The organism is Alteromonas sp. Cnat3-28 (assembly GCF_022348265.1).
GTDB classification, from domain to species: domain Bacteria; phylum Pseudomonadota; class Gammaproteobacteria; order Enterobacterales; family Alteromonadaceae; genus Alteromonas; species Alteromonas macleodii.
Window position 1 is genome coordinate 330,605 of record NZ_JAKREY010000002.1, and the last position, 26,255, is coordinate 356,859.

The following is a 26,255-nucleotide window of genomic DNA, read 5'->3' on the forward strand; positions in this document are numbered from 1 at the left end:
CTAGCTCGACACCGGTGGGCGACGCATAAAGCGGGGAATTTTTCCCATTGCAATGGCGTTGCCTACCAGCACAATGACCACCCCAACCACAGATAAAACGCTCCAGGTATAGCCTTCGAAAAAGGTGGAAATAACCAGTGCAACCATGGGGTATACCAAGACCACATATGCAGCCTTGTCAGCGCCCATTTGCTTTAACAGTTTCATGTACGCGCCAAACGCAAACACAGAGCCAAAGATAGCCAGATAAAGCAGCGACAGATAGAACTCGGTATGGGTAGGAATGATCAACTTACCCGGCATTGCCAGTGAGGTGATGAAAAGCAGCACCATGGCATAGCTCATGGCATAGAAGTTCATTTGGATAACAGGCGTACCCGAGGTCAAAATACGCTCGGAGATAACGTTACCTGTTGAGGCGCAGAAAAAGCTGACAAACGCTATGGCGAGGCCGGTAGCAAGCGCCGCATCCATGGAGACTTTGGAAAACTCCGGCACAAACAAACACACAATGCCCAGCAAGCCAAATGTAGCACCTACAACCACTTCTTTTCTTATAGGCTCTTTAAGCCACCATCGCCGAAGCACAACATTAATGTAGATAATACAAGAACTCATAAGGGCTAACAGCGCGCTAATTATGTGCGCTTGCGCCATATACAGCAGCGTGTAATTTAAGCTGTATAAAAAGAGACCGACTGCGGCCATTTTCACATGAACATGTACCGGTAGCTTAAGCGGCAAACGCCTAATAACACAGTAAATCCCTAAACAGGCCGACGCCAATAAATAACGCAGCGCAATGGCAAACGTTTCAGAGGTATGCCCTATTTGGTAAGTGATGGCTATCCAGGTTGAGCCCCAAATCAGGCAGCACAGAGCAAATAAGGTTGCGTTATTCATAGCGGTGTTCTAGCCCTGGGAAGCTGATAAACAAGAAGATAAGTGGGCAGATAAATGGTCGATAGCACTATCTAGCAGTTTTTGCCTAGCGCCATTACCAATCCACGCATTATGCGGCGTTACCAGCAAGTTAGGTAGTGCCTCTTTAAGCAATATATGATCAACAGGCGGAGGCTCGACACTTAATACATCTAATCCCGCGCCACCAATTTGATTGTTTTTAAGCGCATGATAGAGTGCCTCCTCATCAATCAAACCGCCGCGAGCCGTATTAATGAGAAAAGCGGTTGGCTTCATCAGCGACAACGTCTCGGCATTAATCAGCTTATCGGTGGCTTCAGTAAGCGGGCAATGAAGACTTACCACATCGGCATTTGGTAAAAGCGATGCAAGACTTGGACGAGGGTCGTCTTGTTTACCTGGGCGAGCAGCGATACTCACCTGCATACCCATAGCCTTAAACAATGCCTCTACACGCTTGCCAAGCTCGCCATGCCCAACAATTACCGCATGCTTACCCGCCAATTCCACCACGGGATGATTGAGTAAGCAGAAATGAGAAGATGCAGACCATGCTTGGTTGCGCATATCGCGCTGATACGTCACAAAATTGGTGGCCAAATTTAGTGCCAAGGTCAACGTATGTTGAGCGACGCTGTCTGTGCCGTAGCCCTCTACATTTTGAACGGTAATACCAGCCTGTTCGCAGTAATCACGGTCGATATTGTTCATGCCGGTCGCAGTTACACCAATATAGCGCAGCTGACTGGCCTGCTGTAAATCTTTGGCTTGTAGCACGACTTTGTTAACCAGCACAGCATCGGCATTTTTAATGCGCTCGGCCACATCTTCGGCTTGAGTTTGTTGATGAAGCGTAATCGCGGCGTCGAAATTGTTTTGTACGTCATCGAGTGAAGAAGTATCAAGACTGGGCAAATCCATGGTTTCGGCGTCTAGAAAGACAACCTGCTTTCGTTTGCCGTTGCTCATCGCTTGTGATGCATTGTGTTTCGTCATTTTTACCATGCTCTACATTACTTCCACAATCGACTCTAACGCTGTTTTCACTTTAACAGGAATAGGAATGGCCTTGTCGGTTTTTCTATCTACAAACACATGCACAAATTGGCCATGAGCCACGCGTCGCTTATTCTCTCCGGCATAAACCGATAGACCATAAGTCACTGAACTTCTACCAATTTTGATAACGCGCAACCCTACAAAAATGTCTTCAGGGTAGGCTGCCGGAGCAATGTACTGACACTGACTGCTTACCACATACGCCACGGATTGCCCGTTGTGTATATCTAGCCCACCTTCTTCAATTAAAAAGCGGTTTACCGCGGTATCAAAGAAACCATAGTACACAACATTGTTGATATGTCCGTACGCATCATTGTCTTGCCAACGCGTGGCGATAGTGACTTTGTAAGGGTAGTCGGCAAGTGTAGGTGTGATATCAGTCATGATCGTCCCTTAGTGAATAAATGTATCGCTTTGTTGTTGGCGCAAATAATGGAAATCGATGAACGACTAACGCCAATTAATGTTTAATGTGCGGTAGTCTATTGCAGCGATTCTTTTGAGTAGCGCTATGAGTAAAGCACCATATCGTCACGGTGAATGGCAACATCCGTTGTTTCATAACCTAACACACTGGCAATTTCTTTCGACTTTTTCCCTTTTATAAGCGTTAAGTCTTTTGCGTTATACAGGCAAAGCCCCTTGGCAATAACTTCGCCTTGGCACACCACTTCAACAGCATCGCCTTGTTCAAACAAACCGACGACATCAACAATACCCGATGGCAGTAATGACGCGCCTTTTCGCACTAACGCCTCTTTCGCACCGCTATCAACGTCTATTCTGCCAGCGGTTTTAAGAGTATGGGTAAGCCACAGTCTGCGCGCGCTGGCGGGAGTGCTACTAGCATTAAATAGGGTTCCCGGCACTTTACCTTCAAGTAATGCATCGAAGGTTTCGCCTTTTCGTCCGTTGACAATAAGAGTTTGAATACCGCTACTGGTGCACTTATCTGCCGCTTCAATTTTTGTGCGCATGCCGCCAGTTCCTACCGCTGTTCCAGCGCCGCCGGCAAGGCCGTAAATAGTGCTGTCTATTTTATCTACCTGTGGAATGAGTGTGGCGCTGGCGTCTTTTCTTGGGTCTGCGGTAAATAAACCGTCGATATCTGAGCAGATAATGAGGGTGTCTGCTTGGGCGACCAGGGCGGTATAAGCACCCAAGTTATCGTTATCACCCACTTTGAGTTCGTTGACTGCTACGGTGTCGTTTTCATTCACAATAGGTAACGCATTGTGATTCAAAATTTCGCGCAAGGTATTTTTAATATTTACGTAGCGGGTTCTATCGCGCAGATCATCCGCCGTTAACAATACTTGTGCACAGGGAAAGTCGAAAAAGCGCTGCCAGTTGGCCATCATTAAATTCTGGCCAATCGCAGCCATGGCTTGTTTTTCTGCAATAGATGCGTTGTGACGAACCTTCACTTTGCTGCGGCCCGCGGCAACACTGCCAGAAGAGACAAGAATAATTTCTTTGCCAGCTTCGCGACTAGCAGTAATAAATCGAGCAAGAGACAGTAAATAACGCCCACTACACTCATTGCCTTCAGGAGCAATAAGCGCACTGCCAACTTTTATAACGGCACGTTGCCAATTAAAACGGTTCATAGGGGGAAGAAAAAAGAAAACAAGAGCTTAAGAATACGACAGTTAAAGCGCGAAACAAAACGATCTGTTACAGTTTTTTTGCGTTAAAACATGGTTAGTTTACGGTCAAAAAATTGGATTGTGACAGGCATACTTATATACTAGGCGGTGTTATCTTATAACAATTCTAACTTACAAGTTGCAAGGAACCTGCATGAGCACCGCAAAACGACACTTTTTCTGGCTAGCGCCAGTGTTGTCTATGCTGATTTCTCTTCCTAGTACCGCCGCTATTAAACAAACTAAAGGCGATTTCGAAGATAAATTCCGTCAGCTGGACGAAGTTCTTCCTACTCCAAACGTATACCGTAACGCCGCTGGTGAGCCAGGCCACCAATATTGGCAACAACAAGTAGATTACGATATTGACGTAAAGCTACTTGAAGACAAACGCCGCATTGAAGCAAGCGAAACCATTACTTACCACAACAACGCGCCAGACACGCTTAAGTACTTGTGGATCCAGCTTGACCAAAACAAATTCCGCGACGATTCAATGTCTGCGCTTACTACCACGTTTGGCGGTATCGGTAACCGCGGGCCGGGTACGCAAGCTGCTAGCGGCGATGCGCCAGCTAAGCTAAGCATGGGTGCATTGCGCCGTCAGCAGTTTGTTGACGACAACGAGCTGGGCTATACCATTTCTCGAGTTGAAGACAAAGCGGGCAATGACTTACGTCACACAGTAGTTGGCACCTTAATGCGTGTTGACTTGGCTCAACCGTTGAAGCCAGGCAGCAAAGTTACGTTTGATATCGATTTTGCGTTTAACATTGTTGAAGAAGACGCGGTTTCAGCACGTGCAGGTTACGAGCATTTCCCAGATGACGAACGTGAAGGCGGTAACGACATCTTCTTGCTAGCACAGTGGTTCCCTCGTCTAGCGGCTTACACCGACTACGAAGCATGGACCAATAAAGAGTTTATTGGCCGTGGCGAGTTCACGCTAGAATTCGGTAACTACGAAGTAGATATTACGGTTCCGGCTGACCACATCGTATCGTCAACGGGTGTGCTTCAAAACCCGAAAGACGTGTTAACTAAAACACAGCGCGACCGTCTGAAAAAGGCAGAAAAAGCTGACCGTATCGTATTCATTGTTTCACCAGAAGAAGCAATCGAGAACGAAAAAGAAGGCACGACTAAGCTTAAAACCTGGACCTTTAAGGCAGAAAACGTACGTGACTTTGCATGGGCCTCTTCGCGTAAATTTGCGTGGGATGCGCGAGGTTATCAGCAAGGCGGTGACACTCAACCATTGGTAATGGCTATGTCTTTCTACCCGAAAGAAGGTGGCGAGCTATGGCAGAAGTATTCTACAGAATCAATCATCCACACCATGGATGTTTATAGCCGCTTTAGCTTCGATTACCCATACCCAGTAGCCCAATCAGTAAATGGTCCAGTTGGCGGCATGGAATACCCCATGATCACCTTCAACGGCCCGCGTACAGAGCTTCGTGACGATGGTTCACGCACGTACTCGCTTGCTGAGAAACGTTTCCTTATTGGTGTGGTTATTCACGAAGTAGGTCATATCTATTTCCCTATGACAGTTAACTCTGACGAGCGCCAGTGGACATGGATGGATGAAGGTCTGAACAGCTTCCTAGACGGCGTTGCCGGTCGCGAGTGGGATCCTACGATCCCTTGGGGCGTTGAGCCACGTGATATCACTGGCTACATGAAGTCTCAGACACAGGTGCCAATTATGACCCAGTCTGACTCAGTACTTCGCCTTGGCCCAAATGCCTATACCAAGCCTGCAGTAGCACTTAATATTCTTCGCGAAACTATTCTTGGCCGTGAGCTGTTTGATTTCGCATTTAAAGAGTACGCGCAGCGTTGGATGTTTAAACGTCCTACACCATCAGATTTCTTCCGTACTATGGAAGAAGCGTCAGGCGTTGACCTAGACTGGTTCTGGCGTGGTTGGTTTTACACCACAGACCATGTAGATATTAGCCTAGACAGCGTATATAAGCTTCGTTTAGACACTGAAGATCCAGATATCGATTTTGCTCGCGAACGCGAAGCAGAAATGGAAAAACCGAAGTCACTTACCGACCTTCGTAATAAAGAAGAAGGCAAAAAACTTTGGGTAGATCGCTTTGAAGATATCAGTGACTTCTACGACGAAAACGATCGTTACACCGTAACTAACAAAGAGCGCAACAAGTACAAGAAATTCTTGAAAGATCTTGAGCCTTGGGAGCGTAAAGCGTTTGAGCGTGCGGTGAAAGAAGACAAAAACTACTACGTGCTAGATTTCAGCAACAAGGGTGGGTTGGTGATGCCAATCATTCTTGAACTAACGTTTGAAGACGGCACGAAAGAAGAAATGCGTATTCCTGCGGAAATCTGGCGTCGTACACCTAAAGCCGTAAGCAAGCTTATTGTTACCGACAAAGACAAAGAGCTGGTAAGCGTAACCGTTGATCCGCACTGGGAAACCGCAGACGTAGATGTGGAAAATAACCACTACCCGCGTCGTATCATTCCTTCGCGTATTGAAGCGTATAAGAATAAGCCGCGTAACACTTACGAATACCGCGACCTTATGCACGACTCAAAGACCGAACTGAAAACCGACGACGAGGACAAAGATGACGAATAAGTTGTCTTTGGCTCGCTTGCAGCAGAGCGCTCATGCTCTGCTTGCAAGCGTAAGTGCATTCGCAATTACGGCTGCGCTATTAGTTAGCGCAGTGTCGTACAGCACTGCAGCCCAAGCGCATCAAATAAAAGCAGCAATTACCACGGTACTGTTCAATCCTAGAACAGAAAATATTGAGGTGATGCACCGCTTTAATTTGCACGATGCTGAACACGCGGTTAAGGCGCTGTTCGACAAGCACGCAGATATTATGGACGACATAGAAACGCAGCAACAATTCGCTGATTACGTCGCCCACCACTTTGCAATTTTAAATGCAGCAGGCGAGCCATTAAAGCTTGCTGATGTTGGCTTTGAAGTTGAAGGTAAGCACTTTTGGGTTTATCAGGAAACTGCTGAGCCACCGATACTTGAAGGCATTAAAATTCGCCATGATGCATTGCGTGACTTGTGGCCAAAACAAGTGAATACGCTAAATGTAGAAGGCAAGGGTGATATCAAAACCCTGACCTTTGCTGATAGCGTAAATTTGCTGGAAGTAAGCTTCAAAAGCCAAAATAGCGACCATCACTAATACCTAACGGTATAAGTTTGTGAAAGCCCACCCGCATTCCTTGTCAAACGGCAGTGATTGCGGGTGGGCTTTTTTGTTTACGTGCTTCACGGTGTTATTGTAGATAAAGTATGCCTTCCTCAGCCTTTGCCCCCTCTAATTCGAGCGCCGCATTCGAATAGGGAAAATCCTAAAACACGTTTTCTAATTGTCGTGTGAGACCGAAGTCGTATAGTCATCTTGGCATGCATGCTCTACCTTAATTATGGATAAACAGTTACTAAATTCAGTTAATGAGGTACATCATGACCCATAGCGCTGCATCACCGTTGCCTTCACAGGTCAAGAAACCCCAATCAAGAAGTGAGCGTAGTGCACGAAAACTACGTGCATCCAAAGCAGCTCAGTGCGCTGTTCAAGCAGAAGGTGCGCAGCAAATGCAAGATGCCGATGCAAAGAACGTCAAACAAAACAATGCTTTCGCTGATAAGAAAAATATCATGTGGGTGCTGTTAAGTGGCGCAATGGCGCTAACCTTTGTCGTCATGCTGTTTTTGCCAGATACAGGAATGGGCGGCGGCCTTGTTTCCACCTATTCTGCCATGCTTTGGTGTGGCTTTTTTGGTGCAGCTCTTTGGCGTTATAGAGCGACAAGTGGCTGGGCTGGGTTTGCTTATGGAAGCGTTGTCGGACTAGTGATTCAATTTATTTCACAGATAATCTAGCACACAGTGTTTTTACAATTGCCTTGTACAACTTGCCTAGTTAGAAACCGCTGAGCGACTAGGAACGGTAAGTACACATTTCTTTTAAGTACATTATGGGCAATCTAAACGGCGCTTTTAAATCAGACTTCTGTTTAAACAGGTGTCTTATCCGTTGATTGCCCTGTGGCAACCTCACTTCCTAAACATTAAGTCCTGTTGATCTTTGATGTACAGCAATGGTCAACAGGTCCTCAATGACTTTTGGCTGGAAACCCGATCCAGACGTTTTGTCCCACAGTATAATTTATAAACTCCAGTTACTTTTTTAGGTTATGTTTAGCCAATAAAAAAACCAAACGTTACCCTTCGCCCTTAATAAAACTGAGTGAGCCTATGGCAGAGAAGCCCAATAAATCCGCTGAATCACCAACCCGTTCTAGTAGAGCGGTACCGTCGTCGCGTTTATCGCGCATAGGCCGCTTGGGCTCACTGGCAGGTAGAATTGCAGGTAACGTAGTATCACAAGGTGCAGGACAACTGTTAAAGGGCGAGAAGCCCGCGTTGTCTTCGCTGCTCTTAACGCCCAAAAACATTTCAAACATTGCAGATCAGCTTGCCAGTATGCGTGGTGCAGCTATGAAGCTCGGGCAGCTTATTTCAATGGATGCAGGAGATTTTCTCCCCGAAGAGCTTGCGGTAATTTTAGGGCGATTACGGGATGATGCTGACCCTATGCCGAAAGACCAGCTAATTGTCACGTTGAATCAGTCTTGGGGCGAAAAATGGCAAGATGACTTACTTTACTTTTCCTTTGCCCCTATAGCTGCGGCCTCTATTGGCCAAGTGCATAAAGTCATTACGATGGACGGTCGGATGTTAGCAGTAAAAGTGCAGTATCCTGGCGTGAAAAAAAGCATAGATAGCGATGTAGACAACGTAGCTACACTTATAAAACTTACTGGCTTGGTACCTAAATCATTAGATATCAACCCGCTTTTACAAGAGGCTAAAGCACAGCTTCACCAAGAAGCTGATTATGTGCGAGAAGCTGACATGCTCAACCGTTATCGCGCGCTGGTTGAAAGCACCGACATCCTATGCAAAGGGAATAATGCGTTTGTCATTCCGCAAACCTTTGCTCCCCTTACCACCAGTACCGTGTTAGCGATGGATTTCATAGAGGCGCAAGACTTAGATGCGCTATTAAACGAACCTCAGGACGTCCGAGATGCCGTGATGACGGCGCTAATGACTTTATTTTTTAATGAAATTTTTCATTTTAAGCTGCTGCAGAGCGACCCTAACTTAGCCAACTACCAGTTTAAACCCGATGCAAAAGAAATCGTTCTGTTAGATTTTGGTGCTACACGGGATGTGCCTGACGCCATTTCAGCCCAGTATCAATCGTTACTCAACAGCGCCGCAGCCAACGATAGAGCGATGATGCAGCAAGCCGCGTTTCGCATAGGATTAATTGACGAAAGCCACTCTCAAACGCAAGTCGACGCCGTCATAAACATTGGTATGGAGGCGTGTGAAGCGATTCGCTGCGAGGGCGCTTATGACTTTGGACAAAGCGATCTTATTGCAAGGCTTCACGAAAAGGGAATGGCGCTGACTATGGAGCACAATTTTTGGCATACGCCGCCAGTAGATGCCCTGTTTATACACAGGAAGCTAGGTGGCTTATTTCTGTTGGCTAAACGATTGAAAGCTAAAGTAGATATGCGAAAGGCAGCAGGCACATGGCTGAATCTATAACCTGCACTTCGTTGGTGTGTTAAGCGAGTAAGGAACTACTTAATACACAGCTTATCTATCGTTTGTATCGGTTTTGTGGTGCTGTGTCATGTTTTACTGTGAAAACGTTGCGCTGCGACCTTACAGAACTCAAATAGGACCCACTTCAAAAGCCTATAGCACTCGCACAACAGTCTAGTAAGGCAAATCCATGCTGAACGGTAACGCCATCTGCTCTTTACTTTTTGGCGGGTTGCCAATCATTTCATCGTAAGGCGTATCGTGCTTCATTACCGCCTGCTGAACATGGCAATGCGCGAAGGCTTCGCGAATGTGGCCGGCACTAAAAAAACGCATGGGCTTATCTTTGTTGTCGTAAAGCATGCCACTTTGACTGCCGATAGTGAGATAAACCAGGTAAACATTCATCTCATACGACTGAACTTCCAGATAATCTATCGCGGTTGGTGACTCTTCAATATCTCGAAAATAGAACTTCTGCATTTTTCTACCTCATGAACCAAGTATGCACCTTGCACGCCCTATATTCTTATTTAATGACGGAAGTTAGGGCGAAAAAGCAAAATATATACGTTAAGCAAGGTGCTCAGGTTCATTAGATAGATCTAGCGGAGGTCGGTGGTTTTTAAACCGTACTGCATTTGCCAACACCAGCAAGGATGTAAGAGAGCAGGCACTGTATAGGAACGCCGCCGTTCCCATTCCAGAAGCAATCCATAGTAATGGAAATACCAGCAACCTAGGGCCTTCAACAGCTAAAGCGACTTTCGCTTTAGACAGTATAAAGCCATTTTGTATACTCATAACAATGACAGTCGCTACAGCAATGATCTGATGCTTAGTTGACAAGTTATTGATATTTAAAAGGAGATAAAGCATTACTCCCAGCATGATTAGATGCTGCATAACACTGTAGCGTTTTACTGCTCGGTGTAATTTAGGGTGATACTGTCTAAACTTACTCACGCTAATTATCCTATAAGGGCACATTTAAGTTGAAACGGGGTCGTGAGGCTCGAAATATTCACTAATTATTATAGATAACAACGAGCTAGCATTTGCTTTTCAATGACTAATCAACACATTAGTACACAAACCCAACTTGTTAAACATTTGTTTAAAAATAATTTTTGCATTTACATAATATCGAATGTGAATGAGAAGAAAAAATGAGGGTTTTCCACTAAATTTGTATAAAAAGAAATCGGAAAGTGACTTTTTTACGTTAAAAAGTGTTCAAAATAAGGAATTTACAATCTAAGGGAACATTTCTCTTGATTGATTTTCTAAATTTGGGTGTTATCTCTGGTAGTATTACCAAAAGGATAGTTTTGTAGCGGAGTCATTATGAGCGAATCGTCGGAAAAGAAATCGTTAGGCCCACACTTTATCATTGTAGGCATCCTTCTTGTTGTTATTCTGGCTGTTGTGTTTTGGCCCAGCGACGATGAGCCTGAGCCAGTAGTTACGCCTGAGCCCGAAGTGACTGAACCTGAAGTGACTACGCCAGAAGAGCCTGAAGTATTTGAGCCTACTCAGCCAGCCCCAACAGTAGAGCTTGAGGAAAAAGACGAGGTTGAGCCGCTTCCAGAGCCAGTTGAACCAGAACCGGAACCTCTGGATACCAGCGATCCTGCGGTGAAAGCTTCACTTATTGAGAGTTCGTCTGCGAGCGAAGAAACCGTTAACCGCATGCTGGTTGATGAAGGTCTAATTCAACGCTTTGTGGTGTCGGTTACGAATCTAGCAAATGATGAAATGGCGCCTAATCACCAGTTACTAACGCCACCTGAGCAAAACTTCCGCGTATACTCTCAAGCAGGCAAGCAATGGATTGATGCAGCAAGCTATAAACGTTATACACCATACGTAGATATGTTGGAGTCATTCAATAACGAAGCACTGCTTAACATATACGGTATTTATAAAGACGACATTCAGGCGAAGTACGCCGAAATTGGAAGCCCTGACCAAGACTTCAACAGCGTATTGCTAGAAGCGATTGATCAGCTTCTTGATACACCTGAAGTGCCGGTTCCTGTAGAGGTTTACACCGACTCGGTCGCCTACAAGTATGCTGATGATCGTCTAGAGAGTTTAAACGAGCCACAGAAACAACTTCTTCGTACTGGCCCAGATAACATGCGTCGCATAAAGGCAAAGCTACGCGAACTGAAAGTATTGGTTGAAGAGCGTGGATCTAACTAGATTTCAGCAGCAGCTTAAGGGCACGTCGTCAAAAGCGCGCCCTTTACCTCCTGTTGAACAATGGAACCCCGATTTTTGCGGTGACATTAATCTAACTATAGCGCTTGATGGAAGATGGTTTTATGAAGGCAGTCCAATTGGGCGCGCAAGCTTGGTTCAGCTTTTTGCTTCGGTGTTAAAGCGGGAAGGTGAAAAGTACTTCTTAGTTACTCCTGTAGAGAAAGTAGGCATTACCGTTGAAGACACACCTTTTCTTGTAACTCAATGGCATAGAGAACAGGGTGAATCAGCAAGTGACAGCACCTATGTGTTTACCACACAAACAGGCGACATTGTAAGGTTAGAGCGTGCTGATCAGCTCGAACTTCGCGTTCCGCCTAAAGCCATACAAGATCCAGAGGCAACGCCCATTCCCTACCTATGCGTTCGCAGAAACTTGTGGGCAAGACTACATCAAAATGCCTATTATCAACTGCTTGAACAAGCTGATGAAAAACCGGATGAAGCCGGCACGCAATTTAGTATTCAGTCAAACGGCATCACCTTTATTTTAGGTGAAGTAAGCAACTAGCCTACTTTGTTGCTTCTGTCTCTTCGAACATATCAAAACGTAATTCATCTTCAATAAAGCACCGTTAACAGCGCTTTGTTTTGCGTTATACCTCTGACTGCATTACATTCGATATAGTCTATAAAACAATCAACAAGAAGACCTATATCATGAAAAAGCCTCTGATTACGCTGGCTGTTGCCAGTGCCTTACTCTCATCGCCCTTTTCCACTGTAGCCGACACGCTGATTCATGCAGGAAAAGTGTTTACTGGCACATCAAACTCTCTTCAGGAAAATGTGACTATTGTTGTTGAAGACAACAAGATCAAAGCGGTAAAAAAGGGGTTTGCTGAAGCCCAAGAAGGCGATACTGTCATCGACTTGAAGACGTCAACCGTTATGCCAGGTCTCATGGACATGCATGTTCATTTGTCTTCTCAACATGGTGGTCCACAAACGTATCTGGAGCGCTTTTCACTAAATGAAGCCGACTATGCATTACGGGCAGCGAACTACGCTAAGATTACGTTAGATTCGGGCTTCACCACGGTTCGCAACTTAGGGGATGGCTACAACGAAACCGTTGCGCTAAGGAACGCTATTAGTAAAGGCTATGCTACAGGTCCGCGAATCTATACCGTTGCCAAATCTATTGCCACTACAGGCGGGCACGCCGATCCAAGTAATGGCTTATCTCATTTACTTCGCCCAGACGTAGGCCCTAAGCAAGGTGTGGTTAATGGCGAAGCTGAAGCCCGTGAAGCAGTAAGAATTCGTTACCAAGATGGTGCGGACTTAATCAAGATCACCGCAACCGGCGGCGTATTGAGCGTTGCTAAAAGCGGCCAAAACCCACAATTCATGACCGATGAATTAGAAGCAATTGTTGAAACGGCAAAAGACTACGGTATGACAGTGGCGGTGCACGCGCATGGGAAAGAGGGAATGAAGCGGGCTATTGAAGCCGGTGTGGACTCTATTGAACACGGCACTTATATGGATGACGAAATTCGCACATTAATGAAGAAGCACGGCACCTACTATGTACCAACAATACTGGCAGGAAAGTTTGTAGCAGACAAAGCCAAAATTGATGGCTTCTTTCCGGAATTGGTGCGCCCGAAAGCTGCAGCCATTGGCCCGCTTATCCAAAATACCTTTGAACAAGCACATAAAGCAGGCGTAAAAATTGCTTTTGGTACAGACAGTGGTGTATCAGCCCACGGCGACAATGCGCAAGAGTTCTCATTAATGGTTGAAGCTGGTATGAAGCCTGCCGACGCGCTGCTAAGTGCCACCGCGAATAGCGCGAATTTACTAGGTATCAGCGATATTCTTGGCACGCTGGAAGAGGGTAAGTTGGCTGATATTGTTGCGGTTCAAGGCAACCCGCTTGACGATATATCGCTTATGGAAAGCGTGTCTTTTGTGATGAAAGACGGAGTCGTTTACAAGCAGTAGAAAAAATAAAGTGGTAGGGATTACATGGAACTAGGTAAAAAGGTTAAGCACAAAACCAAAAAACTTGTCGATTCTAAGCATATGTTAAAGGGCATCACTCTTGCCTCATTTTTAGAATCAACCATTGTTCCCATACCACTAGAAGCCGTAATGGTGCCACTAATGCAAGCAAGACGGGAGTCGCTTTGGAAAATTGCATTAATGGCCACCATAGGCTGTGTGATTGGCGCAGTCTTCGGCTATGCCCTCGGTTACTACCTCTTCGATATGGTTGGTCAGTGGCTTATAGATACTTTTTTTAGCCAAGAGCAATTCGACTATGTAAAACAGCAGATGCAAAACCAAGGTTTTTGGTTCGTAATGACCTTAGGTATTGCCCCTATTCCTTTTCAGGTTGCGATGCTTGCAGCAGGTGCAACCCAATACTCACTTCCGCTTTTTCTTTTAGCTACTGTTATTGCACGTTCAATTCGCTATTTCGGACTCGCAGCCGTGGTCTATTACGCAGGAGACAAAGCTGAGCAGCTCATTAAGCGCTACAAAATGAAAGCGGTTATTGCTATCACAGTTGCAGTGCTTCTTTTATGGTGGCTTTCAAATTTAATCAGCCAATAAGCTTGCCTGTACTAGTGACTCAAAGCACTTAATAGTGCGAGACAAACGATGCCGTTGATTCACGACAACGTAAATATCAAATCAACCCAATAGATTTTTTGAACTTTACATTTGATAATGATTCTTATTTGCACTAATGTAATAAAAAACAGGAGGTGCTTATATGAATGTTCAGCGGCTATGCCCAGTTTACAAAAAGTGGCTACAGCTAAACCCTTCAAACGCGCGACAGCATCGCTATGCTATGCAAGCGCAGACGCAGCAAGCCCATCAACAGGGCAGATTGGATTATGCGAGAGAGTTAGGCTATCAAACCTTTGAGGCCGCAAAGGTTATCCTTAATGCGCTTCAGCCTACCTCTTTGCAGAAAGTCAGTGTAGTTCAAGAAGACGTACTCGCTTTTTCCACTATGGGAATGTACTTATCTTCTCTGCTTGCCGAAGAACATAGGAAGCGAGAATCTCACGCTATTTTACAAGAATGTCAGCAACAGCTTATTGCCATATTACCCCTGCATGCCACCAATCCTTCTATATGCAGGCTAATCGCGGCCATTCAGCATACCCTTGAGCAAACCTATGTCCCTCAAGCAAGCAAACGACTCGCTTCTGTGGCCGTGCATTAAATACTTTAGATAAAAGGAGATAGTTATGGCGTCGAAACAAATTTCAAGCGAAGACGGCTTTGTCTCATTAAACGTTAGAGCTTCTGTACTTCAAAAAATGCTTAATGGTGAAGTGCTACACATGACAGATATTCACTGTACCTGTTCGCGAAGCAAGCAGGTTTTGAAGCAACTTTTATTGCAGGCTGCTAGCGGCCGCGAATAGAAACAGTAACAAAAAAGGCGCTCAAGCGCGCCCTTTCTTAATAACGTATTGGTAAGGCATGGTCTCGGTTTGGGACGCAACCAGCGTGTGGTCCATAAAGCGGCAAAAGCTAGGAATATCTCTGGCAGTTGAGGGATCGTCAGCCGTGACCGATAAAGTTTCCCCATCGGCCAGCTTTCGAATATTCAGACGCACCATCATTACTGGCTCTGGGCAACGCAATCCTAGCGCATCTAAATGCTGACTAGCCGCGCTAAATGCGCTGTCAAAATCAGATGCCATAATTTTCACGATAGGTGTTAATGGCGCTGATTTCGCTATCAAATCCGCCTTTCTCGGTCAGATAAGCCACGACATCGGCAAGCGATACAATAGAGATAACCTGAGTGCCAAAATCGCGCTCGACCTCTTGAATAGCTGACAGTTCGCCATTACCGCGCTCTTGTCTGTCTAGCGCAATCAGCACGCCAGACAAGCTAGCCTGCTGTTGCTCGATTAAGGTCATCGATTCGCGAATAGCCGTACCCGCAGTGATCACGTCATCCACCAGCATAACCTTACCTTCTAGTGGGCTGCCAACTAGATTGCCGCCTTCACCGTGGGTTTTCGCTTCTTTACGGTTGAAGCAATAAGGGACATCAAGCTTGTGGCTATCGGCCAATGCAACGGCTGTTGTTGTCGCAATAGGAATGCCCTTATAGGCTGGACCAAAAAGTACATCGAACGCAACGCCTGCGTCCATTAACGCATCAGCGTAAAAACGCCCCAACTTAGCCAAATCGCCACCGCGATTAAACAAGCCTGCATTGAAAAAGTACGGGCTAACGCGGCCTGACTTTAAAGTGAATTCGCCAAATTTCAGTACGCCACGTTCAATGGCAAACTCAATAAAATCACGCTGAAACGCTTTCATGATGACCTCTTAATTTCTAATTTACGCGTTGGTTCTAACTACGTGTCGATGACTCGCTTACGCTAGCGCCGCTTTTTGAATGTCGAACAATTCACGTAAACCGTGCTTACCAATTTTCAGCATCTCGTCAAGCTCTTCAAACGAGAACGGTTCGCCCTCTGCAGTACCTTGAACTTCAATCAGCTTGCCGGTTTCGGTCATTACAATGTTCATATCTGTTTCTGCCTCAGAGTCTTCGGTGTACTCAAGGTCAGCGATTGGCGTACCTTCGTAAATACCTACTGAAAGGGCGGCAATCATATGTTTAAGCGGGTTAGTTTTGATAATGCCTTTTGCACGCATGTAAGTAAGTGCATCAACAAGAGCTACACACGCACCGGTAATTGACGCTGTACGCGTACCGCCGTCGGCCTGAATAACGTCGCAGTCTAACGTAATGGTGTTTTCGCCCAGAAGTTTTAAATCTACCGCTGCGCGTAGTGAACGCGCAATTAGACGCTGGATCTCTAACGTGCGGCCGCCTTGTTTACCGCGCGCCGCTTCACGGCCGCTTCGCGTATGAGTAGCACGTGGAAGCATGCTGTACTCAGCTGTAATCCAGCCTTTCCCTTGGCCCTTCATAAAGCGTGGCACACCTTCTTCTACCGTCGCATTACACAACACCTTAGTGTTACCAAACTCTACAAGAACAGAGCCTTCTGCGTGACAAGTGTATTGGCGAGTAATTGTAACAGGGCGAATTTGACTGGCGGTTCTGCCGCTTGGACGCATAGTGTTCTCCACAACGTAAGTGCTTAAAAAAGGGTAGCGTTTTACAGGTTTTATTGGCGATATGTGAATAGAAAGCCCAATTCGCGGTCAAAACCTATAAATTCGATGTAGCTACGAAATTGCGCCTAAGTATAACGCAATACCCGCGGCCGTTAAAAACGAACTTTACATGTTTGCTTATTGAATTACGTAAATGTGCGCTAATATACAAAATACAAGAAAACCTGCTGTAGATATTCACGTATACAACACGACGTTCGGGTTGTTTTTGCAGGCTTTCAGTTAAATTTAAAGGATATTTATGATTTACAGCATGACAGCGTTTGCACGCGTAGAAACCAAAAAAGAGTGGGGCTCAGCCGTGTGGGAAATACGCTCGGTCAACCAACGCTTTTTAGAAACTTACTTTCGCCTGCCGGAACAGTTTCGCTCATTGGAGCCGGTTTTACGTGAACGATTCCGTAAAAAGCTAGCCCGAGGTAAGGTGGAATGTGCGCTGCGTTTTACTGCCAACGATGCTGCTGTAACTAAGCTAAGCTTGAACGAAGAGTTGGCTAAGCAAGTACTTCACGCCGCTGACTGGGTGCAATCCCATGGCCAATCCACGGGTGTTAACCCGCTAGACGTTTTGCGCTGGCCTGGGGTAATTGCAGCGGAAGAAGCCGATATGGACGCCATCCACGCTGACGTAATGGCCGCGTTCGACCAAGCTCTTAACGATTTTATTAGTGCCCGTGCTACCGAAGGTGAAGCCCTTAAAGGTATGATTACGCAGCGCCTTGACGCTATAGAAGTGGAAGCTGAAAAAGTAGCCGCGCGTATGCCTGAAATCATGGTGTGGCAGCGAGAAAAAGTGCAAACCCGCTTTGAAGAAGCAAAGGTTGAACTTGATGCAGGCCGTTTTGAACAAGAAATGATCATGCTGGCGCAAAAAGTAGACGTGGCAGAAGAGTTAGATCGTCTGAATGCTCACGTTAAGGAAACCCGCAATATCCTTAAAAAGGGTGGAGCAGTAGGTCGCCGTCTTGATTTCATGATGCAGGAGTTTAATCGCGAATCGAACACGTTAGGTTCAAAGTCTATTAGCACCGACATCACACAATCGGCGGTTGAACTTAAAGTCCTGATTGAGCAGATGCGCGAGCAAATTCAGAATATCGAGTAATATCCGTTGGAGTCCAAAAGCCTCCGCTAAAGCCCAGCCATGCTGGGCTTTTTTATTTTTTATGAAACCCCATGAGTTGATGCACCTCAAAGATAATTTTATATATCGCGGCGAACTGATCGAACAGAAAGTTGAAAACCACCAGGCGCTAAAATTTTATTTAGTACCGAGACGCGAGGATCGGTATTCCCTTTCTCGATATCGCGCAATGTTTTATCAGACACCTTAATAAATTTCGCGTACTGTGTTTGGGTCATGCCATAAAGTTGGGTACGAACCTGCTTTACTAGATCGCCTATGCCGATAACATTGTTCGCAAGATCACTTTCAAGCTGAGCTAAAATTTCTTTTCGTCGTTCGCCCGTCAACCTAACCATCATAGACTCCCATTGCCACTAACTTAGTTTTAGTGTTACTAAAACCAATCGCCGGAAAATTTAATATCTCATCTGGGCAATGTAATCTTTTCAACCTCTCAGGCAGGTCGATTAGTTTTTCTGCCAGTTGCCGCAAAAATAAAATCATTTCATCAGGCTCACAAAAATCTGAAAGCTGCTCTGCAATGATTAAAAAATTAACGTGCCCACCTACTTCGCAACTTCGCCCCCACTTAAATAAACGGGTTATGCCTTCTTCATCGGCTTTCATAGGAGCAAAATCATAGATAGGTGCAAAACAAATATCGCCGTCAAATTTTAAAAATGAAATGTTGCGGCCGTGATTGTCTGAGTTACCGAAGACAATATTTAGAAAATCTCTCACAACATATTGCTTAGCAAATTCGTTTTTCGTCATTTGAGTTGCAGACTTTATTCTTCGCCACACCGTCTCCATCACATCAAAATGATCTTGATAGCTGCCAGGTTCGGCATTAATGATTGAATAAATACTTTCCAACCCAATACGACTAGCCACACCACTTTCTATGCGGACGTCAAAACGAGGTAGCCATAAACTAGCTTGGCCACTTTGTTTATCTTCTAATGTTTTTAACTTTTCAACATCGATGGTGGAAACATTGGTACCTTTCAGGATCTCCGAAAGAGCCTTATAAAAAACGCCCTCAGCTTTTAAGATGTTGTTATCTCGTGCTGAGCGTCTATTTCTAGCAAACTTGGTTAAATAAGGTGTAGCGGTCAACGGCTTACCTGCAAAGTCCCCATCAATGAAAACATTATCGTCTTCAAGCATGAGTAGCAGTTTTGGGGCAACACCACCAGCTCCTGTCGCCCCTCCTACTGCGGCGCCTTGTTCATTAGCATACTCTAAAAAGTCATATTGCAATGAAATCACGTTCTCAATTGGAAAACGGCGAGAGTCGATATTAGCATCTGTCGGTACGGCTTCTTTTATTCTTAAGTTACCAACGGGCGACATACAAGCATTAGTCAGCAGTGCGTAATTTTGCTGAAACTCGTCTGAGCGACTGACATTAAGATAACTGAGCCACCAATCTCGAGACTTACCCACCGGCAAAATATCATCTAATAGAGCTGGCCAATGAGGGTAGTCTTTAGGAACAATGCTGATAGGTGCATTGACGGAGCATGCCCAGCAATCTTTGACCTCATAGCTTGCGACCTTAACAATATATTCATGCTCATAGTACAGCGAACAACTTGCATTGATCCGCTCATCAGAGAAACACAAAGTAGCAGCATCCCACCATTGACCTTGATTAAATAATTGCAGTGTGACTGTTTGCATCATTTATCCAGTAGTTTATTACCGTTAAGTACTAAATATTAGCAGAATTTCGGTACAATTCTACCGTTTAACTGCAAAGAAGCAATCATTTACAGTAACAAACTACCGTAAACTACAAAATGGATTATCTATTTCAGTACTTTGTATGCGTTTTTCCCAATTTAGATAGCACTAAACCCAGACTTCTAGCTGGGTATGGTGCTGATGCAGTGTGTTTAGTAACTCTTTAGTTAGAATCTGCTTGGTTCATCGTTAACGCGCTACCTGCCGCCAACATCTAACGCTTCTAATAACTCATCTCAGATACTGTGTTAAGAAGGCCTCGTGCGAGGGGAGTTTAGCTACGTGATTATCCACCTGCTGCTTTAATCCTGCCATAAACTGCTTAAGTGACTGTTCACTCATTTCATCGGCAACACGATGATACTGGCTAGGTGTCATGCCTTGGCCCATTAATACTTGGGTCCAGGAGTCAACACGGAAAATATCTCCGTCATCTAAAAACACGCGGCCAGACTCGGCAAATAAAGCCAATTTATGCTCAAGTGACGGCGGAATCTCCATGCGTTGGCATTGCTGCCAAAAGGGGCTGTCCTCACGCTGTGTCACCTTGTAATGCATAACAATAAAATCGAGTATGGCCGACATTTCGCTATCAAACTTATTATTGTATTCGTCGATTGCGCTTTGGGTTATGCCATCAAAAGGGAATAGGCGCATTAAGCGTATGAGGCCAGTCATGATTAGATGGATGCTGGTCGACTCTAAAGGCTCAATAAAGCCACTGGATAGCCCTAGCGCCACGCAGTTTTTATTCCAACCACGCCTGCGTTTTCCAGGAGTAAAACGAATCACTCTCGGCTCATTAATGGGCGCGCCTGTCACCTGCGATTTAAGTGTATTGATGGCGTCTTCATCGCTCATAAATCGGCTACAAAATACCAATCCATTACCCATTCGTTCTTGAAGAGGTATTTGCCAGCGCCAACCGGCCTGATGTGCCACACTTTTGGTGTATGGCACAGGTGGGGCTGTAAGCTCAGTTTGCATAGCTACCGCACTATCGCAGAAAAGATAGTGTCGCCAATCGTCGTAACCGGTGTGAAGGGCTTGTTCAATAAGCAGCCCTTTAAAGCCTGTACAGTCTATGAAAAAGTCGCCATCTATGACTTCATCGCTTGCTAATCGAAGGGACTGGATGTTGCCTGATTGCGGGCATACTACGACCTTTTCTATATCTCCTTCCTTGTGAGTTACCCCAGCATCACACGCTAGAGACTTTAAAAATCGACCGTAAGCAACTGCATCAAAATGATAGGCAAAGTTAAGCGGCATGGCTTCTGATGTGGCGAACTTGCTCTGTTTAGCGGCAATAAGTTCCGGGCAATAATCACCAAATTCACCACCAAATCCGTATTCTTTAGCCCTCAGCCAAAAATGGTGAAACTCGCCAGCCCAACACTCTCTTCCGGTTATACCAAAAGAATGAATATAGCTGTGACCTTGTTCACGCCAATTTTCAAACTCAATACCCAGTTTGAACGTGGCTTGTGTGGCACGCATAAATGCTTTTTCGTCGATGCCAAGCAACTTGTGAAATGTTCTAATAGGGGGAATAGTCGCCTCGCCCACACCTACAATACCAATATCTTTCGACTCGACTAACGTAACGTTTATTGACTTACCCAAAAGCCGTGACAGCGCTGTGGCCGCCATCCATCCCGCAGTACCGCCACCCGCAATGACTACGTTCTTAACGGGCGTTTGATTTTTACTGCTATCTAAACCCGATACGGTCATAAGAGGTGTCCTTTTTATCTGAAGTATTTTTTATGTCATTACAACTCGAAGCTGAAGCGTGTTCGTTCTTTTCACGTTGAGCAAGCGAGGGCACGTGTTGTTTTTCGTTGCTGTAGCGCTTTGCAATATCATTGAGCAAAACTCTGTTAGACGGCAATCCCTGCAGATAAGCGTTTTTAGTTTGTTGTAAGGTTTCGCGAATGTGAACTGCTTTACGCTTATGCTCTTCATTTAGCCGTAAAGGCGATGTAGAAGAAGAAAAGCCCATTCCATATAGTACATACTGATAGCTAGCAGAGGGGAAAATCTCTTCGTTCTCGATGAGATCTAAGCGTGAAGGGCTTTGATACTTCCACAGTTCAAGCAATTCAGCGAGAGAATCGGGTATGGACGCCTTCTCTCTTTGCGCTAACCAATACGGCTCTTCTCTATCGCTTAAAGCATAATGTAGTTTTAGAAAGTCGATAACGCGCTGCCAGCGATATGCAAAGCGCATGTTGTAGCGCTTACTGACTATTTCCATATGTGCTTTGTTTTGCGGAAAAGCCTCACAGAGCATACGTAAGCCAAGTTCGACCATGGCAATGGCTGATGCTTCAAGCGGTTCAACAAACCCCGAAGACATACCTAAGCTCAAACAGTTTTTTACCCAAAACTGTGATCTATAGCCAGGCTCAAAGGAGAGTGTACGAAAAGAAAGCTCTGCATCTTGTGCACTAGGGTAACGTTCACGAACGTAGTCAATCAGCACCTGCTTTGCTTGATCTTCATCTGTGAATTGAGAAGAGTAAACTAGGCCTACACCTCGGCGGTGCTGCAACGCAATATCCCACGTCCACCCACAGGTTTGTGCAGTGGCCACTGTGGTACTTTTTATTTCAGCATCTTCGTTTGAATAAGGCACTTGAAGCGCAACGGCGCGATCATTGAGCATTGTGCGCTTAACGGGTATCCAGGGAATAGTAAAGTGTTTATTGATGAGCAGGCCGCTGTGGCCTGAACAGTCAATAAATAGATCGCCAACTATTTTTTTCCCGTCCTTTGTTGATACGCTTTCAATATCCCCGTTTTGATGAGAGTGAACACTGTCAACATGACCAACGACATGAGCGACATTTAACTTGTCTACGCAATGATTTTTTAACAGCTCAGCAAGCTTTGTGGCGTCGAAATGGTAACCGTAATTGAGCACATGGGCGTAGTCCGGCGTAGCAATTTGCTTTGGCGCCTTGCCTGCGGCACACATGGCGGCTTGTAACGAAAACACATCTTCGTACGATGTGTTTGGTGCGATTGATTTCCAACATGTATAAATATCGAGCTCGTTGTAGCCTGTTGGAACGGTAAATGGATGATAATAGCAGTGCCCGTCTTTACGCCAATTAACAAAGCTGGAGCCTTGCTTGAAAGCGCCATGACACAGCGTTAAGAATTCCGTTTCACTAATACCAATATCAAGAAGGGTATCGCGCAGTGACGGCCAAGAGCCTTCGCCCACACCTAAAGAAGGGATGTTGGGTGACTCTATCAAGGTAACGGTGTGATTCGCGCTTAGTTTTGCGGCAAGTATCCCTGCTGCAAGCCACCCAGCCGTACCACCACCGACAATGACGACCCGATGCATACTGCTATGACTTTCGTTATCACTCATACGTTAAGAACCACGATATGCCCCACTGCACTTCTACAAACATGTTCAGTCGTTTTTCTGGTTACTATTCAAACAGCACTATGACAAAAAAACCCGCTAAAGCGCAACCCTAAGCACTTTAGCAGGTAAACACACCCCAATCGTTAAAACTTGTAGCGAACTCCCAGTGCATAGCGAGCGCCAAGCTCATCTAATTTCCACAACATAGCACTTGTTCTGCCGTGTCTACGGATATTTTCATCTGTGATGTTTATCCCTTCAAATGACACCGTAAGATCTTCAGTGATGTCGTAAGAAACATTGAAATCTATTTGTGAATAGTCTTCGGTATAGCCCGGCTCATTAATGTACTGAGAGGTTGTATCAAGGAACTTATCACGCCAGTTGTAGGCAATACGCGCTTGCAAAGCATCTTTCTCATACATCAAGATGAGGTTTGCTGTGTCGCTTAGTCCCACAAGGGCAAACTGAGTTATCGATGGATTTGCGTCATTATCAAAACCAATATCACCTTGCACTGTGGTGTAGTTAGCCAGTACCCCGAAGCCGCTATCACCAAAGAAGTGCTGCGCAGCAAGTTCGAAACCGTAAATATTCGCCGCTTTATTGTTAACAGGTTTAGAGTTAATGAAGGTGATCAACGGATCTTCGCTATTGGGCAGCACATCGAATTGCTGCTCAAACTGTTCGTCAGTCAATGAGTCATACTCGATACCGTTTTCCATCGCAGCAACCATGTTAAACAATGACGTATCATTAATTGGAATACCACGCGCCTCTAATTCAGCGCGAGCCGCCTCTGCACGCGGTCCATTGGTAACGTCTCTCAACCCAAAGATATTTTCTTCAACTTGTTCATTACCGATAAAGTTCTTAACACGCTTATCGTAAAAACCAACCGACACATAGCTTGTCTCATCGAAATAATATTCGAACGAAAGATCAAGGTTGTCTGACTCTAATGGTATTAGCGATGGGTTACCTGAACTCGCGGTGGCGGTAATGCTGTCAGTAAGAATTGTCGGCCCGCTTTGAGGCGATACTGTCGCAGCGGCGCTCAAGTTGTTGTACGTGGGTCGCGCTATTGTCTTACTGTAAGAGAATCGCGCAATCATGTTTTCAACAACTTCGATATCGAAATCTAATGCAGGAAGTACATGGTCGTAACTTGATTCAACTTCAACATCTTCCATATCGCTTCCAAAACGGACGTTGAAGTCATTATTACCTTCCCACGCAATGCCGCTAGGTAAACTTATATTTGCAATTGAAGTTACATCGGTATTTTCGTAGCGTACACCTGCCAACAGGTTGTACTCCATGCCGTTTAACTCGCCAGATAAGTCCAATTCGAAATAAACCGCAGTTATGTCTTCTTCAATCGTACGGTTAGTTGCAAACGGGTTGTTGGCAAGAAAATCAAAACCGTATTCTTGAGCAGCGAATGCACCAATTTGCGCAACACTACCGGTAAAGCCCTGAGAGAACATCCCCTCAGTATTGAAATCGCTAAACTCACTCGCCAGATCCAGCGGTGTTAAAGAACCAGCAGGAAGCTCACCCGGGTTCTCAATTCCCCAGTTGCCCATGGTGTGGCGGGTTAGTGATTGGAGCGATGTGCTCTCCATTGAGCGTGACTCAATACCAAAGTTAATACTTCCGGTATCCATAACGTAAGAGCCATCAAGACGAGCTTGAGTAATCTCGGTGTCTTGCGACGAGAAATTCATGTCCAATATCGATGTACCTACATCATCTTGGTCAAGCACGCCATTACCGTTAAGATTATCACGAGCTTCATCGTCAAAATCGACGAACATAATAGGGAAGTCACCTCTGAAATCGACACCTTGCCCTTTAACTACGTTTGCGCCTAAACCAAGATTTGTCCACGTTCCATAGGGCGCATCTGGGCGTCCTTCTGCCGTCGAATTATGAAGGTCGAAGACTAGAGTTAGCTCGTCATTTACGAAGTACTCAAGGTTTAAGCCGATCGACTTGTTTTCGTTGACTTGGTTTAGTTCTTGAAGCGCCAAGCCTAGATCACGAGGTAGCAAATCACGGCGTTCTTGAGTGATTAATACTGGCGTTTTTACCGTTTCATCATCAAAGGTTAGTTCGGTGAAGTACCTATCATCCATCCATATCGATTGCTCGGCTCGAGCTTCGTATAAGTCTTGCTTTGAATAGGTGTAATCAAGCGTAGCCGTCATTTTTTCTGAAGGAGCAAACTGGAACGTTAGCTGTGCATTCGTTCTTTCACGCTCTCGGTCTGCCATGTAATAACGTAAATCTGAGGGAATGGCGAAAAGCTGTCCCATGGCTGGTGCGTTGTTCAACACAATTGGGTCACCGCTATCTGGGTTCGCTGGATCAGGTGATTGGGGCACCGTGCCATCAAATGGATTTACGCGCCACTCGTTCACAAACGCACCTTGTGCAGCACTGTCACGCTGTTGGAATGAACCGGTAAACGTAACGCCAAAGGTATTGTCATCATTGAGGTAATTGATGAAGCCTGATACTTCAGGCGTAACATCATCACCTACACGGTTAGTCGTATCATGCAGTGCTTTTGCGCCTACACTTGCGGTAATGCCATTGTCAGATGCTTGAAAGGGACGTGCTGTTCGTATATTTACCGTAGCCCCAATCCCCCCAGTTGCAATACTCGCTCTACCTGTTTTGTACACTTCAACCGCTCTAACACTTTCAGAAGCAAGGTCAGAAAAATCGAAGGCGCGAGAATTTGCTGCTCCGCCACCACCAGGTAACGCAGAACCAGGCATCGTACGTCCATTCAGCGTTACCATATTAAAGTCAGGTCCAAAACCACGCGCTGTGACTTGGCTTCCTTCACCATTATTCCGACTAATTGAAATACCAGTGATACGCTGTAGTGACTCTGCTAAGTTGGTATCAGGAAATTTACCAATATCTTCTGCTGAGATGGCATCAACAACACCAGCAGAGTCACGCTTGATACCCATCGACTCTTGAACACTACTTCGTATGCCTGATACCTGAATAACTTCTATGTCTTTTTCTGTTTCTTGCGCCGTCGCAGATGACATCACACCGCTACTCAAAGCGGTCCCGAGTATCAATGACAAACTTGCTGCGATCTTGCTTTTATTTGGTGTTGTTTGTGTCACGGTCTATCTCTCTTTAATAGTGGCTTTTATGTGTGTTGTGAACCTTACGCGCTGCCAGAAAGGGCTTTCCCAAAGAGAAACTAGAACACCCTGAAGTAAGAAAGCGCTTTCCGAACATTAATTCAACAAAAGTTTAAGATCAACACATTTTTTA

The 26,255-nt window shown here is 45.4% G+C and carries 25 protein-coding genes; 11 read left to right on the forward strand and 14 right to left on the reverse strand.

The annotated features are described in order from the left end of the window. The 4 genes from MHM87_RS03565 to proB all read right to left on the reverse strand — a co-directional run bounded on the left by MHM87_RS03565 (position 1) and on the right by proB (position 3,596). Positions 1–903, reverse strand: a complete 903-nt coding sequence (locus MHM87_RS03565) for an EamA family transporter (RefSeq protein ID WP_239257791.1) — start codon at positions 901–903, stop codon at positions 1–3. A 9-nt stretch (positions 904–912) separates the two neighbouring features. Then, a complete protein-coding gene (locus MHM87_RS03570) occupies positions 913–1,929 on the reverse strand; it encodes a D-2-hydroxyacid dehydrogenase (RefSeq protein ID WP_343213310.1) in 1,017 nt (338 codons plus the stop codon). Positions 1,930–1,932: 3 nt separating this feature from the next. Continuing rightward, on the reverse strand, positions 1,933–2,370 hold the full coding sequence (locus MHM87_RS03575; RefSeq protein WP_239257793.1) for a thioesterase family protein: 438 nt from the start codon (positions 2,368–2,370) through the stop codon (positions 1,933–1,935). Between the two features lie 125 nt (positions 2,371–2,495). Then, positions 2,496–3,596 carry a glutamate 5-kinase gene (proB, locus tag MHM87_RS03580; protein WP_014951417.1) on the reverse strand — a complete coding sequence of 367 codons (1,101 nt, stop codon included), beginning with the start codon at positions 3,594–3,596 and terminating at the stop codon, positions 2,496–2,498. Between the two features lie 193 nt (positions 3,597–3,789). Here proB and MHM87_RS03585 point away from each other — a divergent pair, with 193 nt between their 5' ends. The 4 genes from MHM87_RS03585 to MHM87_RS03600 all read left to right on the forward strand — a co-directional run bounded on the left by MHM87_RS03585 (position 3,790) and on the right by MHM87_RS03600 (position 9,273). Beyond that, positions 3,790–6,252 carry a M1 family aminopeptidase gene (locus MHM87_RS03585; RefSeq protein ID WP_014980757.1) on the forward strand — a complete coding sequence of 821 codons (2,463 nt, stop codon included), beginning with the start codon at positions 3,790–3,792 and terminating at the stop codon, positions 6,250–6,252. Further along, complete coding sequence (locus MHM87_RS03590; RefSeq protein WP_239257794.1) at positions 6,242–6,826, forward strand: DUF6702 family protein; 585 nt, start codon at positions 6,242–6,244, stop codon at positions 6,824–6,826. The genes MHM87_RS03585 and MHM87_RS03590 overlap by 11 nt, the downstream gene beginning before the upstream one ends. A 284-nt stretch (positions 6,827–7,110) precedes the next feature. Then, complete coding sequence (locus MHM87_RS03595) at positions 7,111–7,530, forward strand: hypothetical protein (RefSeq protein ID WP_168463731.1); 420 nt, start codon at positions 7,111–7,113, stop codon at positions 7,528–7,530. A gap of 375 nt (positions 7,531–7,905) precedes the next feature. Beyond that, positions 7,906–9,273 carry an AarF/ABC1/UbiB kinase family protein gene (locus MHM87_RS03600; RefSeq protein ID WP_239257795.1) on the forward strand — a complete coding sequence of 456 codons (1,368 nt, stop codon included), beginning with the start codon at positions 7,906–7,908 and terminating at the stop codon, positions 9,271–9,273. Positions 9,274–9,447: 174 nt separating this feature from the next. Here the strand turns inward: MHM87_RS03600 and MHM87_RS03605 are convergent, their stop codons facing one another. Continuing rightward, entirely contained in the window at positions 9,448–9,756 is a 309-nt protein-coding gene (locus MHM87_RS03605; RefSeq protein ID WP_014951422.1) for a DUF6482 family protein, read from the reverse strand. A 90-nt stretch (positions 9,757–9,846) separates the two neighbouring features. After that, the gene (locus MHM87_RS03610) at positions 9,847–10,239 is read right to left on the reverse strand and encodes a hypothetical protein (RefSeq protein WP_014977824.1); all 393 of its coding nucleotides are present in this window, start codon (positions 10,237–10,239) and stop codon (positions 9,847–9,849) included. 381 nt (positions 10,240–10,620) lie between these two features. On the opposite strand from MHM87_RS03610, the gene MHM87_RS03615 reads away from it, so the two are divergent. The 6 genes from MHM87_RS03615 to MHM87_RS03640 all read left to right on the forward strand — a co-directional run bounded on the left by MHM87_RS03615 (position 10,621) and on the right by MHM87_RS03640 (position 14,939). After that, positions 10,621–11,481, forward strand: coding sequence for a DUF3014 domain-containing protein (locus MHM87_RS03615; RefSeq protein WP_014977825.1), 861 nt, complete (start codon positions 10,621–10,623; stop codon positions 11,479–11,481). Further along, entirely contained in the window at positions 11,468–12,052 is a 585-nt protein-coding gene (locus tag MHM87_RS03620) for a DUF1285 domain-containing protein (protein ID WP_061486859.1), read from the forward strand. The genes MHM87_RS03615 and MHM87_RS03620 overlap by 14 nt, the downstream gene beginning before the upstream one ends. Before the next feature lie 149 nt (positions 12,053–12,201). Further along, positions 12,202–13,494, forward strand: a complete 1,293-nt coding sequence (locus tag MHM87_RS03625; protein ID WP_239257796.1) for an amidohydrolase family protein — start codon at positions 12,202–12,204, stop codon at positions 13,492–13,494. Positions 13,495–13,518: 24 nt separating this feature from the next. After that, the gene (locus MHM87_RS03630) at positions 13,519–14,109 is read left to right on the forward strand and encodes a VTT domain-containing protein (protein ID WP_239257797.1); all 591 of its coding nucleotides are present in this window, start codon (positions 13,519–13,521) and stop codon (positions 14,107–14,109) included. Between the two features lie 163 nt (positions 14,110–14,272). Next, on the forward strand, positions 14,273–14,734 hold the full coding sequence (locus MHM87_RS03635) for a hypothetical protein (RefSeq protein WP_014951428.1): 462 nt from the start codon (positions 14,273–14,275) through the stop codon (positions 14,732–14,734). A gap of 25 nt (positions 14,735–14,759) precedes the next feature. After that, positions 14,760–14,939, forward strand: a complete 180-nt coding sequence (locus tag MHM87_RS03640; RefSeq protein WP_014951429.1) for a hypothetical protein — start codon at positions 14,760–14,762, stop codon at positions 14,937–14,939. A 21-nt stretch (positions 14,940–14,960) separates the two neighbouring features. On the opposite strand, the gene tusA is transcribed toward MHM87_RS03640, so the two are convergent. From tusA to rph, 3 genes are read right to left on the reverse strand one after another with little or no spacing between them, the layout of a single operon-like run. Beyond that, the gene (gene tusA, locus MHM87_RS03645) at positions 14,961–15,221 is read right to left on the reverse strand and encodes a sulfurtransferase TusA (protein ID WP_014951430.1); all 261 of its coding nucleotides are present in this window, start codon (positions 15,219–15,221) and stop codon (positions 14,961–14,963) included. Then, a complete protein-coding gene (pyrE, locus tag MHM87_RS03650) occupies positions 15,211–15,852 on the reverse strand; it encodes an orotate phosphoribosyltransferase (protein ID WP_039228851.1) in 642 nt (213 codons plus the stop codon). Before pyrE ends, tusA begins: the two co-directional genes overlap by 11 nt. Positions 15,853–15,909: 57 nt before the next feature. Further along, positions 15,910–16,623 carry a ribonuclease PH gene (rph, locus tag MHM87_RS03655; protein ID WP_014951432.1) on the reverse strand — a complete coding sequence of 238 codons (714 nt, stop codon included), beginning with the start codon at positions 16,621–16,623 and terminating at the stop codon, positions 15,910–15,912. A gap of 301 nt (positions 16,624–16,924) precedes the next feature. On the opposite strand from rph, the gene MHM87_RS03660 reads away from it, so the two are divergent. Continuing rightward, positions 16,925–17,788 carry a YicC/YloC family endoribonuclease gene (locus MHM87_RS03660; protein WP_014977829.1) on the forward strand — a complete coding sequence of 288 codons (864 nt, stop codon included), beginning with the start codon at positions 16,925–16,927 and terminating at the stop codon, positions 17,786–17,788. A gap of 98 nt (positions 17,789–17,886) precedes the next feature. Here MHM87_RS03660 and MHM87_RS03665 read toward each other — a convergent pair whose 3' ends face one another. The 5 genes from MHM87_RS03665 to MHM87_RS03685 all read right to left on the reverse strand — a co-directional run bounded on the left by MHM87_RS03665 (position 17,887) and on the right by MHM87_RS03685 (position 26,020). Then, positions 17,887–18,165, reverse strand: coding sequence for a helix-turn-helix transcriptional regulator (locus MHM87_RS03665; RefSeq protein WP_049586396.1), 279 nt, complete (start codon positions 18,163–18,165; stop codon positions 17,887–17,889). Further along, a complete protein-coding gene (locus MHM87_RS03670) occupies positions 18,158–19,495 on the reverse strand; it encodes a HipA domain-containing protein (RefSeq protein WP_239257798.1) in 1,338 nt (445 codons plus the stop codon). Before MHM87_RS03670 ends, MHM87_RS03665 begins: the two co-directional genes overlap by 8 nt. Positions 19,496–19,789: 294 nt before the next feature. Beyond that, positions 19,790–21,295: a tryptophan halogenase family protein gene (locus tag MHM87_RS03675; RefSeq protein ID WP_187446837.1), complete on the reverse strand. Its 1,506-nt coding sequence runs from the start codon at positions 21,293–21,295 to the stop codon at positions 19,790–19,792. Next, positions 21,273–22,946 carry a tryptophan halogenase family protein gene (locus MHM87_RS03680; protein ID WP_239257799.1) on the reverse strand — a complete coding sequence of 558 codons (1,674 nt, stop codon included), beginning with the start codon at positions 22,944–22,946 and terminating at the stop codon, positions 21,273–21,275. The genes MHM87_RS03675 and MHM87_RS03680 overlap by 23 nt, the downstream gene beginning before the upstream one ends. Before the next feature lie 143 nt (positions 22,947–23,089). Further along, positions 23,090–26,020: a TonB-dependent receptor gene (locus MHM87_RS03685; RefSeq protein WP_014977831.1), complete on the reverse strand. Its 2,931-nt coding sequence runs from the start codon at positions 26,018–26,020 to the stop codon at positions 23,090–23,092. Positions 26,021–26,255 lie beyond the last annotated feature (235 nt).

Excerpts from the sequence above, each read along its gene's own strand:
- rph (WP_014951432.1), bottom strand. The coding sequence starts at position 16,623 with ATGCGTCCAAGCGGCAGAACCGCCAGTCAAATTCGCCCTGTTACAATT.
- MHM87_RS03590 (WP_239257794.1), top strand. The coding sequence starts at position 6,242 with ATGACGAATAAGTTGTCTTTGGCTCGCTTGCAGCAGAGCGCTCATGCT.
- MHM87_RS03595 (WP_168463731.1), top strand. The coding sequence starts at position 7,111 with ATGACCCATAGCGCTGCATCACCGTTGCCTTCACAGGTCAAGAAACCC.
- MHM87_RS03625 (WP_239257796.1), top strand. The coding sequence starts at position 12,202 with ATGAAAAAGCCTCTGATTACGCTGGCTGTTGCCAGTGCCTTACTCTCA.
- MHM87_RS03640 (WP_014951429.1), top strand. The coding sequence starts at position 14,760 with ATGGCGTCGAAACAAATTTCAAGCGAAGACGGCTTTGTCTCATTAAAC.
- pyrE (WP_039228851.1), bottom strand. The coding sequence starts at position 15,852 with ATGAAAGCGTTTCAGCGTGATTTTATTGAGTTTGCCATTGAACGTGGC.
- MHM87_RS03600 (WP_239257795.1), top strand. The coding sequence starts at position 7,906 with ATGGCAGAGAAGCCCAATAAATCCGCTGAATCACCAACCCGTTCTAGT.
- MHM87_RS03665 (WP_049586396.1), bottom strand. The coding sequence starts at position 18,165 with ATGGTTAGGTTGACGGGCGAACGACGAAAAGAAATTTTAGCTCAGCTT.
- tusA (WP_014951430.1), bottom strand. The coding sequence starts at position 15,221 with ATGGCATCTGATTTTGACAGCGCATTTAGCGCGGCTAGTCAGCATTTA.
- MHM87_RS03615 (WP_014977825.1), top strand. The coding sequence starts at position 10,621 with ATGAGCGAATCGTCGGAAAAGAAATCGTTAGGCCCACACTTTATCATT.
- MHM87_RS03675 (WP_187446837.1), bottom strand. The coding sequence starts at position 21,295 with ATGACCGTATCGGGTTTAGATAGCAGTAAAAATCAAACGCCCGTTAAG.
- MHM87_RS03680 (WP_239257799.1), bottom strand. The coding sequence starts at position 22,946 with ATGAGTGATAACGAAAGTCATAGCAGTATGCATCGGGTCGTCATTGTC.
- MHM87_RS03570 (WP_343213310.1), bottom strand. The coding sequence starts at position 1,929 with ATGGTAAAAATGACGAAACACAATGCATCACAAGCGATGAGCAACGGC.
- MHM87_RS03630 (WP_239257797.1), top strand. The coding sequence starts at position 13,519 with ATGGAACTAGGTAAAAAGGTTAAGCACAAAACCAAAAAACTTGTCGAT.
- MHM87_RS03670 (WP_239257798.1), bottom strand. The coding sequence starts at position 19,495 with ATGCAAACAGTCACACTGCAATTATTTAATCAAGGTCAATGGTGGGAT.
- MHM87_RS03660 (WP_014977829.1), top strand. The coding sequence starts at position 16,925 with ATGATTTACAGCATGACAGCGTTTGCACGCGTAGAAACCAAAAAAGAG.
- MHM87_RS03585 (WP_014980757.1), top strand. The coding sequence starts at position 3,790 with ATGAGCACCGCAAAACGACACTTTTTCTGGCTAGCGCCAGTGTTGTCT.
- MHM87_RS03565 (WP_239257791.1), bottom strand. The coding sequence starts at position 903 with ATGAATAACGCAACCTTATTTGCTCTGTGCTGCCTGATTTGGGGCTCA.
- MHM87_RS03575 (WP_239257793.1), bottom strand. The coding sequence starts at position 2,370 with ATGACTGATATCACACCTACACTTGCCGACTACCCTTACAAAGTCACT.
- MHM87_RS03635 (WP_014951428.1), top strand. The coding sequence starts at position 14,273 with ATGAATGTTCAGCGGCTATGCCCAGTTTACAAAAAGTGGCTACAGCTA.
- MHM87_RS03605 (WP_014951422.1), bottom strand. The coding sequence starts at position 9,756 with ATGCAGAAGTTCTATTTTCGAGATATTGAAGAGTCACCAACCGCGATA.
- proB (WP_014951417.1), bottom strand. The coding sequence starts at position 3,596 with ATGAACCGTTTTAATTGGCAACGTGCCGTTATAAAAGTTGGCAGTGCG.
- MHM87_RS03685 (WP_014977831.1), bottom strand. The coding sequence starts at position 26,020 with ATGTCATCTGCGACGGCGCAAGAAACAGAAAAAGACATAGAAGTTATT.